We start from the raw sequence: 20,996 nt of genomic DNA, 5'->3' as shown, positions 1-20,996 counted from the left end.
GCCGGGGCGCGCGTCCGCCGAAACCCCTGCTCCGGGGCGCGTCGCGGGCTGGACGCCACCACGGGGGAGGCACCCTGGCGCGCGTCCCGAGCGGACGTCATCGCAGACCGAAGAACTCGACCTCCACGATCGCGGTGTGCCGGTCCTTCCCCTCGACTCCGTAACTGGACCGGACGATGAATCGCACCGAGCTGACGTTCTTCCCTTCGAGGTCCAGCGTCTGCGGCCCCGGCTTGTCCTCCAGCTTGAGCCGCTTCTTCTCGACCTCACCGCCCGGTCCGCCCAGCTCGACATCGAGGACGGACGGCCTGGCCTGCTTGAGGAACTCGTCCTTGTTGACCGAGACCCCGGTTTGGATGATGAGTGTCTTGAGCGTGACGGGCTGTTCGAAGCGCGCCTCCAGATCCTCACCCGTACCCGCGCCGGCCCGCGCCGGCGCCCAGTAGGTGTTGTTCGCCCCGTCGAAGGCCAAGTTCGGCCCATGGTCCTTGAGGTGGTTGGACGCCTCCGCGAACTTCGGGTTGACGGGGGTGGGTTTGGCCGTCCGGTTTCGGAGGTTGTCGATGAGACTGCTCAGGTGGGGGCGGGCGAGGTATCCACCGCCGAGCAGGAGGACCAGCGTGATCGGGATCGCGAGGCTCGGCCGTCGCCATGCCCGGGCCGCAGGACGCTGCCCGGCCGCGAGCCGGCGCGGCGGGCGGCGGCGCATCCGCCGCCGCAGTCGCGCCCACCACGAGAGCCGCTCCTCTTCCACCACGGGCGCGGTGAGAACGGCGCCGCAGCGAGAACACAGGGTGCGGGTACGGGGGTTGGCCTGTGCGCATGCCGGACAGAGCAGGTCGTGGACCGGGGTCCGGGGGCGGGGCACGGTCGCGGTGGTGTCCTGCGTGCCCGGCGACGCGGGCAGGTCGTCCGGGTCAGCCGACCGCTCACCGGGCCGCCGCACGGTGCCGGAGGCCCCGGGTTCCGTCGGCGTCCGGGGCCGGACCGGTCCGGCCGGCGCGGCGGGGACGGACGGGCCCGCCGGATTCGGGACAGCCTGCTCCGGCGTGGCACCGGGCGGCTGTGCCTGGCGCCGCGTCGGAGCGGGTGCCGAAGTCTGCGGCCGGGGCAGGACGGGAGCGGTCCGGGTGGCCGCCGGCTCCGGCGCGGGACCGGCGGCCGCGGCTCCCTGGACGGACGGCCCGGAACCGGACGCGTCCGGTGTCACAGGGCCCGGCGCCACAGAACCCGGCACCGCCGGGCCGGAGACGGCGGGCCCCGCGACGGCTGCGCGGGGCGCCGTTCCCGTGCCCTGGCCGGCGTTCGCGGAGCCGGCGCCGTTGTGCTCCCACTCCAGGAAGGCGTTGCAGGACGCGCAGAACGCCGCGTCCGGCGCGTTGTGGTGGCCGCAGTCCGGGCAGGCCGGCCCGCCGGGGCTGCTCATGACGCCTCCGCGAGGGGCAGCAGTTCCGTGTCGTACACGACGTGCGCCGGCACCTCACCGGCCACCAGCTGCCGGAGCCGCTCCGCGCCTGCCGCGTCCGGGTCGGCCACCCGCACCCGTACGGTGACCCGGGGCGGAGCAGCGGCCGGCCCGGGAAGGGGACTGTGTGCCTTCTCGGACCACGACGTTCCGCCCGTCTCCTCGATCTCCGCCTCCGTGCCGAACTCCAGCCGTACGGCTTCGGCAAGTCCGCCTCTCGTACCGCGTCTGCGGTGCCGTTCCACCGCCCCGAGGACTGCGGCCCGGCGCTGTTCGGCCGGCTGACCGGCAGCCGGGCCGGTGGCCACCCACTCGCCCATCCACGCCAGAAAGTCCTCCGGAGCGGTTCGCGGGTCGAGGTGGGCGGGGAGGTTGTCGATGGTCAGCAGCACCGGCGCCAGTACGTCGTCCAACGCCCCGAGGAACCGCTGGATGAAGTCCTCTCCCAGGTACACGGCGGGGAGCTGGTAGATGAGTGGATGAGGCGTGGGCAGCCCCTCGACTGTTCCGCGCATTCAGGCCTCCCGCATTCGAAGTTGGTGCTCGTAGGAAAAGACGAGGGCGTGCGGGTCGAGCACGATCCGGGTGACCGGCTCGGCGCGCTGACCGGTCAGCGGGTCGGCCGGGAAGAGCCTGACGTCCTCGACGAGGTCGACGCCCGGCACCCGTTGGAGGACGGCGTACACCTCTCCGGCGTGGACCGGCCGCCCGAACGGCCATCCCTGCCCGCCCGGGCCTCCGGTGATCGGGTTGAAATACCCGTACAGGGCGGCCAGGGCCGCGGTGCGGACCGGGTCGGCAGCCGCACCGCGGGCCGCCAGGACGGACGCCACGACGGTGACACCCTGGTAGTAGGGCGGCTCGACCACCAGCCGGGTGCCGATGGGACGGCGCTGGTCCAGGTAGTCGGCGAGGCCCCGCAGCGTCTCCCGGGGCGGCACCAGGTCGTCGAAGCGCAGCCGCCCCTGTTCGTCGCTCCGCACGGCCGGCACCAGAAGCAGCCGCACGCCGCCCTCCTCGCCTTCCCCCGCGGGTACGCAGGCGACCCGCGCCGCGTCCGGGGCGACCTCCCGCGCCAGCACCTCGTAGTCGCGCGGGACGACCGCCCGGTACAGCGTGCTCAGCGTCATGGGGCCGCGGACCTTGGCGCTCTCCACGCTCTCCCCGTCGACCCCGCCGAGGGCGGCCCGCCGGTTCTCGGCCCGCGCGACGAACGGCAGCGAGGTGCGCAGCACCCGCAGCGTCCCCTTGGCGACGTTGCCCGGGCTGCCGCCTCCGGTCCGGTAGGCGCGGATCCGCACCGGGGCGCCCTTGGCCGGCACGGCGCCGTAGTAGCGGATCGTCCCGTCCGGCTCGCGAACGGCCGGTCCGAAGTCGATCCGGCCGGAGTTCGGGTCCAGCGTCAGGTGCCGGTCGGCGGGTCCCGAGTGGGCGAAGTCGTCGACGCGGTGCCACTGCGACCAGTCCGAGCCGTCCGCCACCTCTACGACGAACGGCTCGTCGCCCGGGACGACGGGGGGCCGGGCGACGTGGAAGGACTGGCCGGGCACGCCCTCGGACAGCCCCAGGACCTCGTCCGTCACCGTTTCGGCGTGCACGGCCTCGGCCGTCGCGCCGATGGTGAAGGCCTCGGCCTCACGGATGGTCGGCGACTGCAGATAGGTGGGCTGGTTCGGCTCGGCGGAGACCAGCCGGCAGCGCACCCACCCTGCGGATTGGCGCGCGATCGTGGATTCCGCGTGGCCGCCCGGCAGGTGCAGAACCACCTGGCCGGGGCGGTTGAAGCCGCCGGTGGTGTCCTCCTCGACGTCGCAGCGCGCCCAGGCCGTGCCGTCCCACGCCTCCCAGCGCAGCGGCGGGCGCCGTGGGTCGACGCCGACGCCGTCCACCCGGCAGTCCAGACGCAGCACGACGACCCCGGCCGGGACGGGGTTGGTCAGGCCGACGTACAGGGCATCGCCCGGGGCGGGCTCCGTGTCGAAGCAGGCCACGTCGCGGCCGAGGGCGAGTTCCTGCGTACGGTCGGCGGCCCCGCCTCCGGCGGGGCAGGTCGCCAGCCAGGTCAGCCCGCACGGCACGATCGGCAGATCGCGGACGGTGGTGAACACCACCGCCTCGTCGGTCTCGGTGCGCACGGTGGCGACCTCGGTGCCGGCCCTGACCCGGACGGTCTCGGGCTGCGGCGCGGACAGCCAGAACGTGAGGTCCGTGCGGGCGGCGGTGGGCGGGTGAAGCCGGACGCCGATCAGGTCGAGGAAGGCCAGGTAGTTCTTCTCCGGCACGCGGTTGAGGCGATAGAGGAGCTGGTCGACCATCGTGGCGAACGCCTCGATCAGGGTCACGCCCGGATCGGAGACGTTGTGGTCGGTCCACTCGGGGCAACGCTGCTGGACGAATCTCTTGGCGTCGTCGACGAGTCCCTGGAACCTCCGGTTGTCGAGATTGGGGCTGGGCAGCGTCACGGACCCGTTCCTTCCTCGTGCGCGGGGATCACATAGAACGGGAACACGAGGTTGCGGGGGTCGTTCGTGCCCCGCACGGTGTAGCTGATGTCGATGTACAGCACGCCGTCCTCCACCGCGTCGAACCGGACGTCGATGCCCACGACCTCGATCCGCGGCTCCCAGCGGTCCAGGGCGAGCCGGATCTCATAGGCGACCTGGCCCGCGGTGCCGGCGTCGGCGGGGGCGAACACGTAGTCGTGGATGGCGCAGCCGAACTCCGGCCGCATGGGGCGCTCCCCCGGGGAGGTGGCGAGCACGAGCCGGATCGATTCCTCGATCTCCCGCTCGCCGCGCACCAGGGCGATGCTCCCGGTGGCGTCGGTTCGCGGCGGGAACGCCCAGCCCGCGCCGACGAACTGCTGTCCCATCAGCCGGTCACCCGCCGATCAGGACGGTCGGACAGCCCGCGATGATCGGAGCCCCGCAGGCGGCGGTGTCCCCCATGCGGGCGGCGGGCTTGCCGTTGATCAGGACGGTGGGACACCCCGGCGGAATGATCACGGACGGCGGGTGCACGGCGGGCGGCGGGAAGGCGCAGGTGTGGGTGGTACCGACGGTGGCGGCGGGCATGCCGCCGATGAGGACGGTGGGCGCGCCAGGCGGGCCGACCGTCCCCGGGTGGCCGGTGGGATCGCCGACGCGAGCGGCGGGTGGCATGGCGGAGGCTCCTTTTCGTCGTCTCTTCGTCGTATCGGGGCTGGTCGTACGTCAGTTGATCCGGACCAGGCCCGCGTTGATCGTGCAGGTCGCCCCGCCCTTGATCTCCGTGCGCGCGGTGCCGTTGACCGCGACCTGGCTGCCCTTCACCTCCACTCCCCCGCTCGTCTTGAGCCCGACCTGGCCACTGCCGCCGTCCACCTGGACGCCTGTCTGCGCGGTCACCTTCACCGACTTGCCGGTCAGTTCGAGGGTGCCGTTGCCCGCGTCCATCAGCGCGCCGTTGCCCGCCTTGACGGTGACCTTGTCCTTGGCGTCGATCTCCACCGTGCCGTCGCTGTGCACGATGATCTTGGTGCCCTTGCGGTCGAGGTCGATGGTGAGCTTGCCGTCGCCGGTGACCATCCGTACGCCTTGTGCGCCGGAGGCGTTGTCGAGCAGTTCGAGCTGGTTGCCGCTGCGGGAGGAGAACGACCGCCGGTTGACGGCGCCACTGGTCCCGTCGATCAGCTCGCCGCTCGCCGTGGACGGTTTGTCCTGCCCGTTGAAGAGGCAGCCGAGTACGTACGGGCGGTCGAGCCGGCCCTGCTCGAACCCGACCAGCACCTCGTCACCCACCTCCGGGACGAACGCGGAGGTTCCCTTGCCGTCCTTGCCCCCTCCTCCGGAGGTCTGCGCGCTGCGTGCCCAGTCGCTGACGTACTCGTCGGACAGCCAGGGGAACTTGACCTTGACGCGGCTGAGCTTGTCCGGGTCCTTGGTGTCGGAGACGAGACCGATGACGACACCGTCCACCTCGGGGAGTCGGCCCGCCCGGCCCGCGGCGCCGCCGGCCAGCGCCGACAGGGAGCGTTCCTGCTGGCCCGAGACGGTCACCCAGGTCTCGTAGCCGCGCTGTGCGTCGAAGACATGCCGGGAGGCGGTGACGGTGTACCGGCCCTCGAACGGGGCGCCGACCCCGGACAGCGCGACCGCACCGCCGGCCCGGACATCGGGGTTGCCCTGGATGACCGCCTCCATCTCGGCGAACGACCCGGCGATCCGCTGCGCCAGCGCCTTGGCGACCTGCTCGACGCGGGCCTGCACGCCGTACGTGTTGTCGGTGACGAGGTAGTCGGCCTTCCCGAAGGGGCGCGCCACGTCCGCCGGGCCGATGCCCAGCTGGGCGGTGTCCGCCTTGCCCGCCTGTGCCGTGCCGACCAGGGCCCGCTTGGTCTTGGTGTCCCAGCCGCGCACCTGGACCTGGGAGACCTGCTCGGCGGCGGTCACCCCGGCGCGGCAGCGCACCAGGTTCTTCCCGAGCTCCAGCACGAGCGGGTCACGGTCGGCGCGGGCCGAGGAGCCGGGCGCACCGGACGCCGCGGTGGGCCCGGTGACATGCAGGGCGCCGTCGATCACGTAGACCTGCGCTCCGGCGTCCTCGGCCAGGTCGCGGACGAACTCCCAGTCGGAGACGTTCGCCTGGGCGACGTGTTCGAGGACCGGGCCGGAGACGTCGATCGTGCCCGTCCCGAGCCCGGCGCGCTGGGCGACGCGGCGGCAGATGTCCGCGACGGTCATGTTCTGGTAGGCGGCGACCCGACGGCCCCGGAAGAGCCGGTGCGCCTTGTCCATACCGCGGACCACGGTGAACGTCCCGGTCTCGTCGAAGTCCAGCTCCAGTGCGGTCACCTCACCCTTGAGCAGCGGTTTCGGCGAGCCGCCCGCGCCCGACGCGACCATCAGCCGCGCCTCGGAGCCGATCTTGATACCGGCCTTGTCGAGCAGCACCCGGCTGGGGTCGCGGAACCGCAGGACGAACGTGTCGGGCAGGGTTCGGCTGTCGTCGACGTAGCCGTCCACGAGGGTGTTGGCGAGGTCGGCGGGGAGCCTGGTCCCGCCGATCTCCATGACCAGGATCTTGGCGACGGTGTCATGGGCCATCAGAAGTCCTTCCGGCCGCCGGTGGCCGCGGACCCGTACGCGACGGGCTCCGCCGTCCCGCCCGGCACCGTGTCCAGTTCGTCGGCCGAGGGGAGCAGCAGTTCCCGCCCCTCGGTCAGCCGCATCGGATCGTCGATGCCATTGGCCTCGGCGATGGCCCGCCAGGCCGCCGCGTCGCCGTACTCGGCCCAGGCGAGGCCCTGCAGCGTGTCGCCGGCGCGGATTCGGTGGACACGGCGGGCGGTGAGCGCCCCCGAGGTCGGGTTCTGGCCGGCTGTCTCTCCGCTGATCTCCTCCATCGTCACCTGGCACACCGCGCGAATCGGCACCCCGGACGTGGTGAACAGCGTGTACTTGACCTGGACCTGGCTGACGTAGCCGGGGAAGCCGGTGATGCCGCCCCAGTGGAAGACCACCCAGGGCGGCGACGACCGCTGCGCCTGCCGGGTCTCGTTGGTCGGTACGCAGCAGGCGAACAGGCTCTCCACAGCCTTGACGACACGGGTGTCCTGGGTGTCGCTCGCGTCGAAGAACATCTCGACGGTGAGCTTGCTGGGCTGCGGCCCCTGGTACTCCGGCGGGCCCGCGCTCTTTGCGCCCTTGGCGGGGGTGCGTTTCCAGGACGCCGACTTGCCCAGGCTGAGCTCCTTGGGATTGAACTGGAAGTCGATCCGGCCGCAAGGCCCGCCGGGGGTGAGGCTGCCGCCCGAGGGCGGGGTGCGCAGTTCGAGGTAGGCGTGCTCCAGCTTGGGCCGCGCGTCACCGCCCGCGGCCGACGCCGACCTCGCGCCGCCGCCCGCCGCGCTGAACGCCACGGGCCCGCTCATGCTCCGGGCTCCATCGTGTAACCGTGGTGCGCGATCTCGATGGTCTCCGTGGCGACCTTGGGCGACTCGGGATTGAACGTCGGCCCGGTCCAGCGCACCGGCACCACCTCCAGCAGACCCCAGCGGGCGACCATCACGTCGTCGCCGGTACGCGCCTCGATGTGCGCAGTCTTGCGGGCGAACCCGGTGGTCATGCTGGCGAACCACTTGGCCACCTTCTGGGTGTCCTTCGTCAGCGGCCGGGAGAGTTTGACGTTGGGGTACTTCAGGCGCGTCGGCAACTGCCAGACATGGCCGTTGTTCCCGCCCTCCTCGCGGGATTCGAGCACCACCTCGCAGCCCAGTCCCTCACAGGTGTTGAACGACCCCAGCTCGATCCCGTCGATCGTGACGACGAAGCAGACCGAGACCGCCGGGTCCTGGGTCGTGGACATCCGATGCCCTGCCTTTCTGTCGGTACCGGGTGCTCTGTCAGTGCCGGATGTTGATCAAGGTCCCGGCGCGTTCACGTTCGATGCGCAGCTCCGCCCTGAGCAGCCTGCTGAGGGGGGCGACCAGGGCTCGGACGAGTTCGTCCGTGACCTTGGGGACGCCTGCCCCGCCGGCCTTCCCCGTGGCGGCCGACGTCGAGGAGTCGCCGGCGGCCACTGACGGCGCCGGTGGGTCGACAGGCTCCGGCTGCGCCGGAGGGTCGGCCGGCGGCTCGGTGCCCGGCGGGCCGTCCTCGGCGCGTTGCACGGCGGGCGCGGTGAACTCCACGGAGCCGTCCGGCATCCACCGGGCCACCCCGGCGGCGACCGCAGCGGCCCCCGCGCTGACGTCGGGCGTCACGCCGGAAACCGACGGCGCCTGTCCCCGAGGGGGCGGGGACGGGGGCGCCGTCGGGGCCGAGTGGCGTACGGGCGGCGGAGCGACGTCGCGCACCGGTTCGAGCCGCTGCAGTGGGACCGCGGGGCCGAGGGCGCCCGGACCGTGAAGCGCCCGGGTGGTCGGCTGGGGGACGCCATCGGGGAGAGCGGCACCGGCACTTGGGCCGCCGGGGAATGCTGGGGGCCCGGAGACACCGAGAAGGCCGGGGAGCCCGGAAAGGCCGGGAACCCCGGAGACTCCGGAGCGGCCGGTGTCGCCGTAGGACCAGGCGGGCGGGGCACCATCGGCGAGGGCCGCAGGGCCGGCGACCGCGGACCGCTGCACGACACCACCCGCGTGGCCCGAGACGGCGCCGGGGAGGCCGGCCTCACCGTAGGACCAAGCAGGCGGAGCACCATCGGCGAGGGCCGCAGGGCCGGCGACCGCGGACCGCTGCACGACACCACCCGCGTGGCCCGAGACGGCGCCGGGGTACGCGCTGCCGCCGCCGGTCGCGGTGTGCCCACCGTGAGGGCCGCCGTGGTCGCCGGGTCCGCGGAAGCCGTCGGGTGCGGCGGGGGCTGACCCGGCACGGCCTCCGGAACCGCCGGCCCCCGAGACGGACGCCCCGCCCCCGACCCGCTCCCATTGGATCGGGACCGCGGCCGGAGGCTCGGAGGCGACCGGCGTCTCGGTGGACAGCGCCGGTTCCGGCACCGTGTAGAGAGGCAGCGACCGCTGCGCCACCAGCGGGAACACGGGGCCGCCGCCCCGGGTTCCCGACCCGGCACCGACCCCCGTCTCAGGCACCGTACCGGGAAGCGTGGCCTCGTCCACGGCGTCCAGCCGCCGCATCGGCAGTGGCGTCGAGGCCGTCACCAGCTCTCCCGGGCCGGGCGCCTCGAGCACCACCGTGTCACTCACCGCGAGCGGTCCGGCGTCCCCGAGGAGCGGTGCCGGGTCGGCCTCCGCGACCACGGGCGTCTCCCCGGTCGACGGGGGTGCGGGGGGCGGGCCGCCGGGAACGTCGAGTCGCTGCACCGCGACCGGCCCCGGCGACGCAGCGCCACCGGAACCGGCGGCGGATCCGGAGACGGCATCCGGTCCGGGGCCTGGACCTGGACCTGAACCTGAGCTTGGACCGGTGCCTGAGCCTGAGCCGGTGCCAAGGCCTGAGCCAGGGCCTGAGCCAGGGCCGATGCCCGAGCCCGAACGAAGGCCTGGGCCGGTGCCCGAGCCTGGGCCGGCCCCCGGAGCGGGCACCGGACCGACCTCCACGGCTTCGGCGCCGGCACCGGTCGCCGTCTCGGGCGAGAGCCCTGTGCCGAGGTCCACCGGGTCCGTGGTCAACGGTGGCGTGTCGCCGAGCAGCGGCGCGGTGCCCTCGCCGTCGGGCGACGACTCTTCGGGCTCGGCCGGACCTGCCACGAGGTCCGGCACCGCCGGTACCTCCGGAGCGTGCGGGACGCGCAGGTCCCCCGGGGCCGCCGGGGTCTCCGGGGCCTCCACGGTCCGGGAGACGTGTACCCGGGAGGGGACAGAAGGGGACACGGCAGACTCGGTCGGCGGCGCCGCCGGGCCCGGAAGCGGCACGGCGGTGGGCGGCAGCGCCGAGAGCGGCTCGCCGAGACCCCGATGACGCGGACGCGGCGGAGCCGCGACGTCACGCTGCACAACGGGCTGCACGGCAGGCTGCACGGCAGACCCGGCACCGTCCACGCCGCCGATGAGCGGAGCGGTGGGGGCAGCGTCCGGTCCCTGGCCGGCGGCCGTGCCGGTGCGCGGCGCGGCGAGCGGGAGCGGTGCCGTGTCCCGTACCGCCGTCGGCCGGTCGGTGACCGACGCTTCGGTGCGCTGGACGACACCGCCCTCACCCTCCTCGTCCTGCCCCGCACGCGTGGCGAGGAGGTCGGCTACGGGCTCGTCCGGAGTGCCCGGGGCCAGGGGGCCGGGGTCCGCGTCCGGCAAGGACGCAGGGACAGCCGCGAGTTCCCTCGCCGGTTCGCCCGGTGGCTCCGCGACGATCAGGGGGCGGGCGGGTACGGGACCCGCGGGGGCTGCCGGAACAACGGGCACACGCATGACCATCACCGGAGCGAGCGGTGCTGTATCCCGCGCCGGGCCGGTCGGCAGAACGGTCGTCCGCTGAAGTGGCGCCAAAGGAAGCGCCGCTGGTGCGACCGCCCGTACGCCGTCGGGCACCGACGCACCCGAACCCGAACCCGCGCCCGGGCTCGGCGCGTGGTCCAGGTGCTGTGCCGTCGCTGAGCCCCCGGCCGGGGACACCGTCCGCAGGACGGTCGGGCCACCCGTGCCGTGGGGGTCGCCCGGCCGGTCTGCCGACCCGCCGTCATCGCCCCGCACGGGATCCTGCGCGCCCCGCGATACCCCGAAGGCGTGAGCCTCCGGCCGTACGCTCGTCCGCTGCACCGGCATCGTGGGTTCCGCCAGCCCGTGGCCGACGCCGGACGGCGCCTGTGCGCTGACGAGATGGCCGAGCGGTCCGGTGACGGTCGGGTCCTGCCATGTACCCAGCCGCCGGCCGAACCCGCCGGGGTCGGTGAGCAGCCCCATGGGCGCGCTCAGCGTCCGTTGCACGGGGGGCGTCGACCGCCACCCGTCCGTGACCTGTGCGTCCGTCGCCGCGTCCGGTCCGGGTGACGTCGTCCCGGCGTCGGCGCCCGCTCGCGTCCCGGGCTCCGTGACGCCCCGCGAGCGTTCACCGCTCCTCGTCAGCCAGGACAGCAGTCCCATCTCGGTGTCCTCTCACCGCCCGTTGAGACGGGCGATCTGCTCGACGTACCGCTGCCGTTCGGGGTGTTCCAGATCGAGCAGCTCGTCGAGTGGCCAGTGGAAGTGATAGGCCAGGTACGCGATCTCCTCGTAGAGGCGCTCGACCGCGTACGTCACGATTCCCCCAGGCGGCCCCCGGCGAGGTCCACGGCGAAGTGTTCCTGGCAGGAAGGGCAGGTGACCGCGGCGCGGGTGTGGCCCTCCGCGTTGATCCGCCGGTAGAAGTCCTGGAGGAAGGCGAGGTCCGAGGCGAACAGGTCTTCCACGATGCCCGCGTGCACGTCCTCGATGGTGCCGAGCCGGGTGATCACCCGGGCGATCAGGACCACCGACAGGTACGCGGAGTTCTCCCGCACCCGGTCGTCCCGCAGCGGGATGAGCTCGTCCCGGGCGGTGGCCAGCCGCATCACACCGTGCCGGTGCACGGTGCCGGATTCGTCCACGTACCCCCGGGGCAGTTCGAAGGGGAACTCGGTGCGGAGCGTGTCACGCCCCGCACCGCTCGTGCCCTCGCCCGGTCCCCCGGTGTGGTCCTGCTCCGGTGCGCCCGGGAGGGGCTGTGCCGCAGACCGCGCCTGGGCGGGCATCGTCCTGCGCATCACTCAACTTCCATGCTCTCGTACGTGATCGAGAGCTTCTCGGTGAGGACGGAGGTGTCGCCTGCCTTGAGGGTGCCGATCTCCAGCGACTTCGGCCAGGCGTTGATCAACTGGTACCGCTTGATCGCGCTGCCCTCGTAGTCGTAGACGATGATCGCGCCGTTCTTGCGGGCGTCGCTCATCTTCCCGAACCGGGACGACTTGATCCACGTCTCGAAGCTGTTGTCCTCGGTCAGGCCGCGGGTGACGGTGACCTCGCCGGCCTTGGGGCGGCCCGGCAGCTTCTTGACGGCGTACTTTCCGTCGGCGGTGTTCTGCTTCAGCTCGATGACGTCCTGTTCCATCTTCAAGCCGCTGACCTCGGTGATCTGCTTGATCACCACGCCGTCGAATTCCAATCCGAAGGAGTGGCCGACAGAGCTGTCAAGTTCGGGGAGTGCCATCCCAGCCTCCATGGCTCATCTGGTGTGTGGGGCGGCGGTCTTCCGCCGCCCCGGGACCGATCGCGGGCGGCCCACTGCCTTCCGGCCATGACCCGCCTGCCGCTGCGCTACTCGTCGACCGATCCCGTGCCGCCCGACAGCTGCGCCAGCCGGAACACCACGAACTCCGCGGGCTTGACCGGAGCGACCCCGACCTCGCAGACGACCTGGCCGGCATCGATGCCCTCGGCGGGGTTGGTCTCCCGGTCGCACTTGACGTAGAAGGCCTCGTCCGGGGTCAGCCCGAACAACGCGCCCTTGCGCCACTCGTTGACCAGGAACGCCGAGATGGTGCGCCGGATACGCGCCCACAGGGCGTCGTCGTTCGGTTCGAAGACGACCCACTGCGTGCCCGTCAGGATCGACTCTTCGAGGTAGTTGAAGAGCCGGCGCACGTTCAGGTACCGCCAGGCCGGGTCGGAGGAGAGGGTGCGAGCGCCCCACACCCGGATCCCGCGGCCCGGGAAGGAGCGGACGCAGTTGACGCCGATCGGGTTCAGCAGGTCGTGCTCGCCCTTGGTGATCTGTGTCTGGAGGCCGACCGCGCCCCGCAGGACCTCGTTCGCCGGCGCCTTGTGCACACCGCGGGACTCGTCGTTGCGAGCCCATACCCCGGCTATGTGCCCGCTCGGCGGGACGAAGGAGTTACGGCCGACCGACGGGTCGAAAACCTTGATCCACGGGTAGTAGAGCGTCGCGAACCTCGAATCGAAGCCGGCCGTGTCCATCCGCCAGTTCTTGATCTGCTGCGGCGACAGCCCGGGGGGAGCGTCCAGGATGGCGACCCGGTCGCCCATCAACTCGCAGTGGGAGATCAGGGCCTGCTGCACCGAGATGGCGGTCTCGTCATCGAGGATGCCGCGCTGGTGGGCGCTCATCAGGTCGGGCACGGCCACCATCGTGATCTCGTCGATGGCCTCAAGACCGCCGAAGCCCGTCCGCTCGTCCGCGTCACCGATGTAGTCGTCGGCCGACAGCGCGACCGTGCCGGACCCGGCCGGAACCGGGGCCGTGCCGGACTTGGCCGCGAGCACGACCGTACCGGTGTCGGGCTTTGTCGACGCAGCGGCCCGGCTGACCTCCTCCAGGGCGATGGTCTGCGACTTCTCCTTGACCTTGGTGACGACGTTGTCCTTGCCGCGGCGGGTGGACACCGAGGGGTAGGTCTCCTTCTCCTCCCCGTCCACCTTGACCACCAGCTTGAACGCCTCGCTCGGCGGCGCCTCGCCGTCCGCCCCGCCGACCTCGAGCGTGATCTCACCGGTGACGCCCGGCAGTGCCCGGACCCGGAATCCGCCGAGCAGCGCCTCGGCTGCGGACTCACCGTCCGACGTCCCGCGGGCGGACCCGCTCGGCAGTTCTCCCGCGACGCCGTTCCCGCCGTCTCCGATCCGGACGACGTAGCAGTTCCCACCCCCGTTGGCGAAGTACCCGTACACGGCGGACGCCAGGTAGGAACCTTCGACGAAGTCGCCGAAGACACCTACGTACTGGCTCCAGTTGGTGACGAGCGTCGGCTCGTTCAGGGGCCCTTGCGGGGCGAAGCCGAGAAACGCGGCTACCGAGGTGCCCACTCCCTCGATCGGTCGTGCCCCAGCCTCCACTTCTTCGACGTAGACGCCCGGGGACAGATACGACGGCATACCCACTCCTCCTTGACCAGCGGCCGAAGCAGATTCTGACTCCGGTCGCGATCACCCGGACGTGCCGTTCGTCCGCCGCGCGGTGCACAGCCAACTGCCCGATCAGGCATGCCGCCCTTCCCCTGGCCGTACCCACCCTTCTCGTGTACGAGTGGCCACGAACCCGAACACTTGCGGCCATGAAGGCGGCGCCGGACAAAAAGACCAGCGCGAGGACCAGCGCGGCGCCGGCACGCCCGGCGGCCCCTGCCCAGGCCCGGCCCACGGTCGAGGAATCCACCTCACCCACCACGGCGCCCGGGCCGGAGAGCGCCCCTTTGACGGGCCTCGCCCCGCAGCAGTTGCGTCTGTTGCAGGCACGGGCGGGGAACGCGGCGGTGGCCCGGCTGGTCGCGCAGCGTCAGACCGCGGCTCCGCCCGCCACGGACGCCCCGGCTCCGCCGGTCAAGCCGCCACCGTCCGCGTCGCCCGCCTTCCAGGGCCTGAAGTCCGAGGTGCGGGCGAAGAAGACCGCGGCCTCCCGGCACGCTCCCGCAGCCACGGAGTCGAAGGCCGCACAGAACGCCGCCGTCGCCCCGCCGGACGACAAGCAGGCCCAGGGCAAGGCCGCGCAGGCCGAGAAGATGAACGCGGCCAAGCCCGGCGTGTTCGACAAGGCCGGGTTCATCGCCGCCGTCAACCAGGCCATCGCCGCGCAGGCTCCGAAGAACCTCGAAGAGGCCGACAACTTCTCCGGGTCCGGCAAGGCTGAGGCCGTCAAGGGCCAGGTCAGTGGCCAGGTCAGCCAGGGCAAGGCCGCCTCCGCCAAGGAGATCGACACCACCACCAAAGCAGCCCCGGACCTGTCCAAGGCCACGGACAAGCCGGTCACCCCGCTCACTCCCGACGCTCCCCCGCCCGTCCCCGGCGCCCCGAACCCGGCAGGCGCGGTCCCGGCCAGGCAACCGGACGCGGTCACCGACTTCTCCGGCGGGCCGCAGCAGGTCAACCAGCAGATGGCCGACGCCGAGGTGACGGAGGACCAGCTCGCCAAGAGCAACGAGCCCCAGTTCACCGACGCCCTCAGCGCCAAGAAGGAGGGCGAGAAGCACTCCGCGACGGCGCCGGGGCAGGCCCGCGGCGCCGAGGCCAAGCAACTCGCCGCCGCCAAGCAGGGTGCGGCGGCTGTCGGCGCCCAGGCCATGACCGGCCTGGCCGCCACCCGGACCGCCACCGGCAAGCAGGTCGACGGCGGCAAGGGCGCCACCAAGTCCGCCGACGAACGCAAGCGGGCGGAGGTCACCGCCCGACTGCAGAAGGTCTTCGACGGCACCAAGACGGACGTGGAGAGGACCCTCTCCGGCCTGGACAAGCTCGTCGACGAGAGGTTCACGGCCGGTGAGAAGGCCGCGCGGGACGCGTTCATGGCGGACCAGAAGCGCCGGATGGACGCCTACAAGGACAAGCGGTACTCCGGCTTCACCGGCAAGCTCAAGTGGGTCAAGGACAAGTTCGCGGGCCTGCCGGAGGAGGCCAACCAGCTCTTCCAGGAGTCCCGCAAGCTCTACGTCGCCCAGATGCAGCAGGTCATCTCCTCCATCGCCGACCTCATCGGCACCGAACTCGGCAAGGCAAAAGACCGCATCGCGCGCGGCCGGGCCGAACTCAAGGCCGAGGTCGACAAGCTCCCCGCCGACCTGAAGAAGTTCGGTCAGCAGGCCGCCGATGACTTCACGGAGAAGTTCGACGGCCTGGAAGCCGACGTCAACGCGAAGTCGGATCAACTGGTCCAGGACCTCGCCCAGAAGTACACCCAGGCGCTGAACGCGGTCGACGACGAGATCAAGAAGCTCCAGGAGGAGAACAAGGGCCTCATCGCCAAGGCCAAGGACGCCGTCGTCGGTGTCATCCAGACCATCATCGAGCTGAAGAACATGCTGCTCGGTGTCCTGGCGAGGGCCGCCGCCGCGGTCATGAACATCATCAAGGACCCCATCGGGTTCCTCCGCAACCTGGTCACCGCCGTCGGCGCCGGTCTGCGGCAGTTCATCGGCAACATCGCCGAACACCTGAAGAAGGGCCTGGTCTCCTGGCTCCTGGGGACCGCCGTCAGCGCGGGGTTGGCCCTGCCCGCCAAGTTCGACCTCAAGGGCATCATCCAGGTCATCGGCGGTCTGCTGGGGCTGACCTGGGCCAACATCCGCGCCCGCATCACCCGCAAGGGCGTCCCCGACCAGGCGGTCACCGCCGCTGAACAATCCGTCCCCGTCGCGCAGGCTCTCCAACGCGAAGGGCCGGCCGGTGCAGTCGAGCACATCAAGGAGTCCGTCGGCGACCTCAAGTCGACGATCCTCCAGAAGCTGACCTCCTACCTGATCCCCACCGTCATCGTCGCCGGCATCACCTGGATCGTCTCCCTCCTCAACCCGGCCTCCGCCTTCGTCCGCGCCGTCAAGGGCATCATCGACATCGTCACCTTCGTGGTGACCCAGGGCGCCCAGATCATCCAGTTCGTCAACTCGATCCTGGACGCGGTCGTCGCCATAGCGAGCGGCGGCGGTGGCGGCGTCCCCGCCCTCATCGAGGGCGCCCTCGCCGCCTCCATCCCCGTCCTCATCGGCTTCCTCGCCGCCCTGCTGGGCGTCGGCAATCTCGCAGGCAAGGTCAAGCAGGTCTTCCACGCGGTGGCCCGGCCGGTCAACAAGGCGATCGACAGGATCGTCGATTTCATTGCCAAAGCAGCAAAGAAACTCTGGGCCAAACTCAAGAGTTCACGCCGTACCGACAAACGTAAGGAACCCGCCAAGAGCCCTCCTTGGTGGTCGGTCAGGAAGGGCCTTCGGGCACCCAACGGCGAAGCACATACGCTCTTGTTCCGCGGCGAGGGAAACAATGCCACGTTGATGATCAGAAGCAATGAGCAAGAATATCGGAAGTACATCGATTCGACCTCCACCTCGGATGACGAACAACGCACGTCCGCCAAAGAGCAGGCACTCCGAATACTGGAAGACATCGAGAAAACAAGGACTGAAACAATTGCCGAACCACTGAAACGGCAGAAAATTTCCAACTTGCTGAGTCAACTGGCGCAGGCCACATCGAACATGATCGGAGACAGCGGAAAACTGCCCGACTCGACGCCACCGGTCTACGGAGGACTTTCAAGTGGCGGATTCGCCACGACAATGACGGTGACCTTGCTCACGAAAAACGGCCCAGCAGGAAGTGTGCCCGACCCCTCCATGTCAAGTCCGGTATGGGACATCCTGCTGACCCGCTACGAGAAAGCGACAAGCCGACGACGCTTCTACAAGCTGGGCCACCTACTCAGCTTCCGCGCACACGGTCCGGGCGATAGATGGGATAATCTCACACCGCAATCCGAGAGCGGAAATCAGAAATTTGAGCGTCAAGCAGAGAAGAAGGTGAAGGAGTTGCTTGCGCAGGACAAGGGGCTGAGATATACCGTAACCGTACGGTACGGCAGAGCAATCAACAAGACAGATATCGTCAACGCCTGGCAGGCCGCCAACGACCCGAAAATCGCCCAAAAAGAGCGGATCTTGGATGCGGAGGTGCATGTGCCGGTGGCGTTCGACTGGCAGTACGAAGTGGTGTTCGAGAACGGAAAGCGCGTCACCGATGGCGCTTCCGACAGCGGCACCGCGGAAAACGATATACGTCACGAGGCGGGGAGCTATCACGTAAAATGATCTCCGAATTTCGCTCGAGCCTGGAGGGACTGGCGCGCACCATCGAAGCGCACCCCTCCCTGGATCTGCTCGCCTTCGAACTGCAGGCACCAGCCCCTGCTGCGCTCATAAACGATGTAGAGGCTCGACTCGGAAGCAGTCTACCAACTCCCCTTCGACAGCTTTACGGGCTACTGAATGGAGCCAGTCTCAGCTGGCGCTTCAAGCCGGACCTCGACAGCCAGAACCGCAGCCTCCTCATGGAGGAATGCGCAGATTCGGCAACCCGCAACAGTCTGTTCGGGAAAGCTGGGGGCATCGAAGTACTGCCGATTGAGGACATGCTGTTCGACGAGGAGTACTCACTCCCCCAGTCAGAGCCAGACGAGGGAGAGTTCGACTTCGACGGAACCGTCTATTCAAGCAATACCTTCTGTGGAATGCTGCGTCCGTTTGATGCGGTCAGCGACTTCTTTGCGATGGCGTTCGTAGTGCAGCCCGGAAAGCAGGACTGGAAGATGATGCTCCTGGGCGACTACTGGATCGAATACGACTACTCGCGAGTGACCTATCTGGATGATTACCTGAGTTTCACGATTGCCACTTGGGGCTTGGTGGGCGCCCGCGTCGGCATTTTCAGCGATTACCGCGGGGACCGCAAAGAGCCGTTGAGGTACAACCCCGAACTGGCAAAAACCCACTTGCCGAGCATACTGGCCGGCTAGCCGTACACCTCATGGTCGTCCTGCGGTGAGTGCCCCTACGACGCCCACCACACCGCCTTGTTCGTGTCGTACCGGCGGCTGGCGCTGTGGGCGGCTCGGGTGCCGCCGTTACAGGGCTGGGCGCAGAGGACGCGGAGGTTGGTGATGTCGTTGGCCCATCGCTTCGCTTCCGCACGGGTGATCGCGCCGACGGTGCGGCCGTCGGTCAGCCAGGTCACGGCCGTCGCGTGGGCCTGGACGTAGGCGATGATCTCCGTGATGTGGTCGATGGTGACGTAGCGGTTGCCGTCCGCCGGTGTCTTGTCGCTCAGCTGGGGGATGTACGTGCCGCATTGCGCGCACGCGTACTCGGTCCGGCCGTTCGCGTTCTGGCTGGGTGTCGCGGCGAGCACAGCCGTCGTCGTCGCAGGGGTGAATCCGATGTCGTCCCGGGTGCCGCTCCAGATGATTTCGTCCCTGGGGCCCCGACTCGGGAGTTCCGGGGCCCGGGGCGTGTCCGGGTCGAAGCCCTCCTGGACCTGTTGCCGGGCGGAACGCGGTCGGTTGCCGTACGGGGAGTTGCTGACCGCTTGCCGTTTCTCCCGGACGGTACGGTCGGGCATCCGTTGCGCGGTCAGAAGTCGTACGACCGTCGCGTTTCCGGCTGTTCGCTGGAGGGCGAGGACCGCCTCGAGCGGCGAGGCGTGCCGCTCGGCTCCGTGCACCAGCGCGGTGGGGCGGTGTGTCCGCCCTTGTTCCGTCAGCTGTTCGTCGTGTGCGCGCACAGCGGTCCTCCTCCGGTCTCTCACAGGACGAGCAGGTCGACGTACGGCCCGAACTCGCTGGCCAGGGTCAGTCGGCCCAGCTTCTGGTATTCGCGCTGGATGGCGTGGATCAGCTGCCGCATGGTCAGCGGTGATCCGGCCTCGGCGGTGAGGTAGGCGGCGGTGACGGCGATGGAGCGGATGTTGCCGCCGGCGAGTTCGAAGGAGTGGGCGCAGAAGGGGAGATCGAGGTCGTCGGCGCCGGGCAGGAGGGGGGCCAGGGAGAGCTGCCAGAGGGCGAGGCGCTGGGCGGGGTCGGGGACGGGGAAGTCGATGACGAGGTCGAGGCGGCGGGTGAAGGCGTCGTCGAGATTGGCGCGCAGGTTGGTGGCGAGTACGGCCAGGCCGTCGAAGGACTCCATGCGCTGGAGGAGGTAGGCGCTCTCGACGTTGGCGTAGCGGTCGTGGGCGTCCTTGACCTCGGAGCGTTTGCCGAAGATGGCGTCGGCCTCGTCGAAGAGGAGGACGCCGTTCACCCCGGCCGCTTCGGAGAAGATGCGCTCGAGGTTCTTCTCCGTCTCGCCGACGTACTTGTCGATGACCGTGGACAGGTCGACGGTGTAGAGGTCCAGGCCGAGATCGGCGGCGACGACCTCCGCGGACATGGTCTTGCCGGTACCGGAGTCGCCCGCGAACAGGGCGACGACGCCTCGGCCGCGGGCACCGCCGGGGCGCATCCCCCATTCACCGAGGACGCGGTCGCGGTGGCGGGCGCGGGCGGTGAGTTCTCGGAGCTGGTTGAGGGTGTCGGCAGGCAGGACGAGGTCGTCCCAGCCGACGGCGGGTTCGATGTGGCGGGCGAGGAGGTCGAGTCCGGCGGAGTTCTGGGCCCGGGCGCCGCGGCGTATGTGCTCGGGGCGCAGCTCGGCACCGTCCAGGAGCGCGTTCTGGGCGGCGCTTCGGGCTGCCCGGGTGATCTGTTCGGGGGTGAGGAGGAAGGGGGCCAGGAGGTTCGGGACGTTGATGCCGGCGGGCACGGAGGACCCGTACGCGGTCTGCCAGAGCGCGGCTCGCGCGGTCGGCTCGACGCGCGGGGCGCGCAGCAGCAAGGGGGGACGGGTGGACCAAGCGGCGTCCCACGGGACGCGGCCGACGAGGACCACGGGGACAGGGGCGTCCGTCAACTGCCGTAGCAGCGCGGCCCGTTCACGGTCGCGGTCCAGGGCGTCGACCGGGGTGCAGACCAGACCGGCGCCGGTCAGCCGGGCCTCGCGTACGGCGGTGCGCACGGCGTCCGCGGGGGCCGGGTCGCGGGCGAGGCGGGCCAGGTCCAGGGCAAGGGCGGGGCGCCCGGCCCGGGCGAGAGCGGTCGCGGCGAGGGCCGGCCCCGCACCGCCCTGTTCCTCGCTCAGGTAGGCCAGCGGGACCTCGGCCGCGAGGGCCCGGGCCAGCCGGGCGGCGTCGCCCACGCCGGGCACGGGCGGGGCCGGGGTCAGCAGGTCGGCGACCCGGGGGTCGGGGGTGTCGTCGCCGAGCAGGTGCGCGGTGACCCGGTCCGGTACGCGCAGGGCGCGCCCGAGGAACGGGCGGTCCGGGTCCTCGATCAGCAGCAGGCCGCCGGAGAGCAGGGGCGCGGTGGCGCCGAGGCGGGCACGGGCGGAAGCGTCCGCCGGGGACAGTCCGCACAGCGCCAGAGCCAGGCCGATCGAGGGTCGGCGCCGGGTGACGTCGTCGTTGAGATAGCCGTAGAACGATTCGAACCGGGCGTCCAGATCGGGCAGGAGGGCGATGAGCAGGATCTCGACGTCGAGGTGGGTCAGGCCCAGGTCGGCCGTGAGGCGGCGCAGGCTGGTGGGCGGGTCGGCGGTGTCGGCTCGTGTCTCGGCCTCGGTGTGCCGGGCGGCGTCCGTACGGTCGGGGGCAGCGGGACGGGGCGGCGTGTGCAGGAGGCGTTCGACGGCGTCGTCGGTGAGGTAGAGGCCCCGGAAGGCGTCGTCGGGGTTGGGGTCGGTCTGTCTGCGGGCGGCGACGGCGCGGCGTACGCGTTCCTCGACGAGGACCACCCGGTCCAGCAGGTGGCGAAGGCTGGGGTTCTCGGCGATGGGATGCTCC

At 70.9% G+C, this 20,996-nt stretch carries 17 protein-coding genes; 2 read left to right on the top strand and 15 right to left on the bottom strand.

Going from position 1 to position 20,996, the window contains the following annotated elements:
• Window positions 1-97: 97 nt before the first annotated feature.
• The 13 genes from ACFYWX_RS33790 to ACFYWX_RS33730 form a co-directional block, all read right to left on the bottom strand.
• Window positions 98-1,426: an NADase-type glycan-binding domain-containing protein gene (locus ACFYWX_RS33790; RefSeq protein ID WP_389428642.1), complete on the bottom strand. Its 1,329-nt coding sequence runs from the start codon at window positions 1,424-1,426 to the stop codon at window positions 98-100.
• Window positions 1,423-1,980 carry a phage tail protein gene (locus tag ACFYWX_RS33785; protein ID WP_389428641.1) on the bottom strand — a complete coding sequence of 186 codons (558 nt, stop codon included), beginning with the start codon at window positions 1,978-1,980 and terminating at the stop codon, window positions 1,423-1,425. The genes ACFYWX_RS33790 and ACFYWX_RS33785 overlap by 4 nt, the downstream gene beginning before the upstream one ends.
• Window positions 1,981-3,927 (bottom strand): putative baseplate assembly protein, encoded by a 1,947-nt coding sequence (locus ACFYWX_RS33780; RefSeq protein ID WP_389428640.1) that lies wholly within the window; start codon window positions 3,925-3,927, stop codon window positions 1,981-1,983.
• On the bottom strand, window positions 3,924-4,337 hold the full coding sequence (locus ACFYWX_RS33775; protein WP_103553588.1) for a GPW/gp25 family protein: 414 nt from the start codon (window positions 4,335-4,337) through the stop codon (window positions 3,924-3,926). Before ACFYWX_RS33775 ends, ACFYWX_RS33780 begins: the two co-directional genes overlap by 4 nt.
• Before the next feature lie 7 nt (window positions 4,338-4,344).
• Complete coding sequence (locus ACFYWX_RS33770; RefSeq protein WP_389428639.1) at window positions 4,345-4,626, bottom strand: PAAR domain-containing protein; 282 nt, start codon at window positions 4,624-4,626, stop codon at window positions 4,345-4,347.
• Window positions 4,627-4,677: 51 nt separating this feature from the next.
• Window positions 4,678-6,549, bottom strand: a complete 1,872-nt coding sequence (locus ACFYWX_RS33765) for a VgrG-related protein (protein WP_389428638.1) — start codon at window positions 6,547-6,549, stop codon at window positions 4,678-4,680.
• Entirely contained in the window at window positions 6,549-7,376 is an 828-nt protein-coding gene (locus tag ACFYWX_RS33760) for a peptidase M23 (protein WP_389428637.1), read from the bottom strand. The genes ACFYWX_RS33765 and ACFYWX_RS33760 overlap by 1 nt, the downstream gene beginning before the upstream one ends.
• A complete protein-coding gene (locus tag ACFYWX_RS33755) occupies window positions 7,373-7,810 on the bottom strand; it encodes a phage tail protein (RefSeq protein WP_389428636.1) in 438 nt (145 codons plus the stop codon). The genes ACFYWX_RS33760 and ACFYWX_RS33755 overlap by 4 nt, the downstream gene beginning before the upstream one ends.
• A gap of 37 nt (window positions 7,811-7,847) precedes the next feature.
• The gene (locus ACFYWX_RS33750; RefSeq protein ID WP_389428635.1) at window positions 7,848-10,979 is read right to left on the bottom strand and encodes a hypothetical protein; all 3,132 of its coding nucleotides are present in this window, start codon (window positions 10,977-10,979) and stop codon (window positions 7,848-7,850) included.
• Window positions 10,980-10,991: 12 nt separating this feature from the next.
• Complete coding sequence (locus ACFYWX_RS33745; RefSeq protein ID WP_167455655.1) at window positions 10,992-11,135, bottom strand: DUF6760 family protein; 144 nt, start codon at window positions 11,133-11,135, stop codon at window positions 10,992-10,994.
• A complete protein-coding gene (locus tag ACFYWX_RS33740) occupies window positions 11,132-11,617 on the bottom strand; it encodes a hypothetical protein (protein WP_389428634.1) in 486 nt (161 codons plus the stop codon). The genes ACFYWX_RS33745 and ACFYWX_RS33740 overlap by 4 nt, the downstream gene beginning before the upstream one ends.
• On the bottom strand, window positions 11,617-12,060 hold the full coding sequence (locus ACFYWX_RS33735; protein WP_389428633.1) for a phage tail protein: 444 nt from the start codon (window positions 12,058-12,060) through the stop codon (window positions 11,617-11,619). Before ACFYWX_RS33735 ends, ACFYWX_RS33740 begins: the two co-directional genes overlap by 1 nt.
• A gap of 107 nt (window positions 12,061-12,167) precedes the next feature.
• Window positions 12,168-13,742 (bottom strand): phage tail sheath family protein, encoded by a 1,575-nt coding sequence (locus ACFYWX_RS33730; RefSeq protein WP_389428632.1) that lies wholly within the window; start codon window positions 13,740-13,742, stop codon window positions 12,168-12,170.
• Between the two features lie 179 nt (window positions 13,743-13,921).
• Between ACFYWX_RS33730 and ACFYWX_RS33725 the strand changes: the two genes are divergently transcribed.
• Entirely contained in the window at window positions 13,922-17,437 is a 3,516-nt protein-coding gene (locus ACFYWX_RS33725) for a hypothetical protein (protein ID WP_389428631.1), read from the top strand.
• On the top strand, window positions 17,434-18,141 hold the full coding sequence (locus ACFYWX_RS33720; protein WP_389428630.1) for a hypothetical protein: 708 nt from the start codon (window positions 17,434-17,436) through the stop codon (window positions 18,139-18,141). The genes ACFYWX_RS33725 and ACFYWX_RS33720 overlap by 4 nt, the downstream gene beginning before the upstream one ends.
• Before the next feature lie 35 nt (window positions 18,142-18,176).
• On the opposite strand, the gene ACFYWX_RS33715 is transcribed toward ACFYWX_RS33720, so the two are convergent.
• Entirely contained in the window at window positions 18,177-18,905 is a 729-nt protein-coding gene (locus ACFYWX_RS33715) for a hypothetical protein (RefSeq protein ID WP_389428629.1), read from the bottom strand.
• A gap of 20 nt (window positions 18,906-18,925) precedes the next feature.
• The gene (locus ACFYWX_RS33710; protein WP_389428711.1) at window positions 18,926-20,986 is read right to left on the bottom strand and encodes an ATP-binding protein; all 2,061 of its coding nucleotides are present in this window, start codon (window positions 20,984-20,986) and stop codon (window positions 18,926-18,928) included.
• Between the last annotated feature and the right edge of the window lie 10 nt (window positions 20,987-20,996).

It is taken from the genome of Streptomyces sp. NPDC002888, assembly GCF_042888465.1.
In the GTDB taxonomy this organism is placed as follows: Bacteria; Actinomycetota; Actinomycetes; order Streptomycetales; family Streptomycetaceae; genus Streptomyces.
Note: the sequence above shows the minus strand (reverse complement) of the source record. Positions and strands in the feature narration are given on the sequence as shown.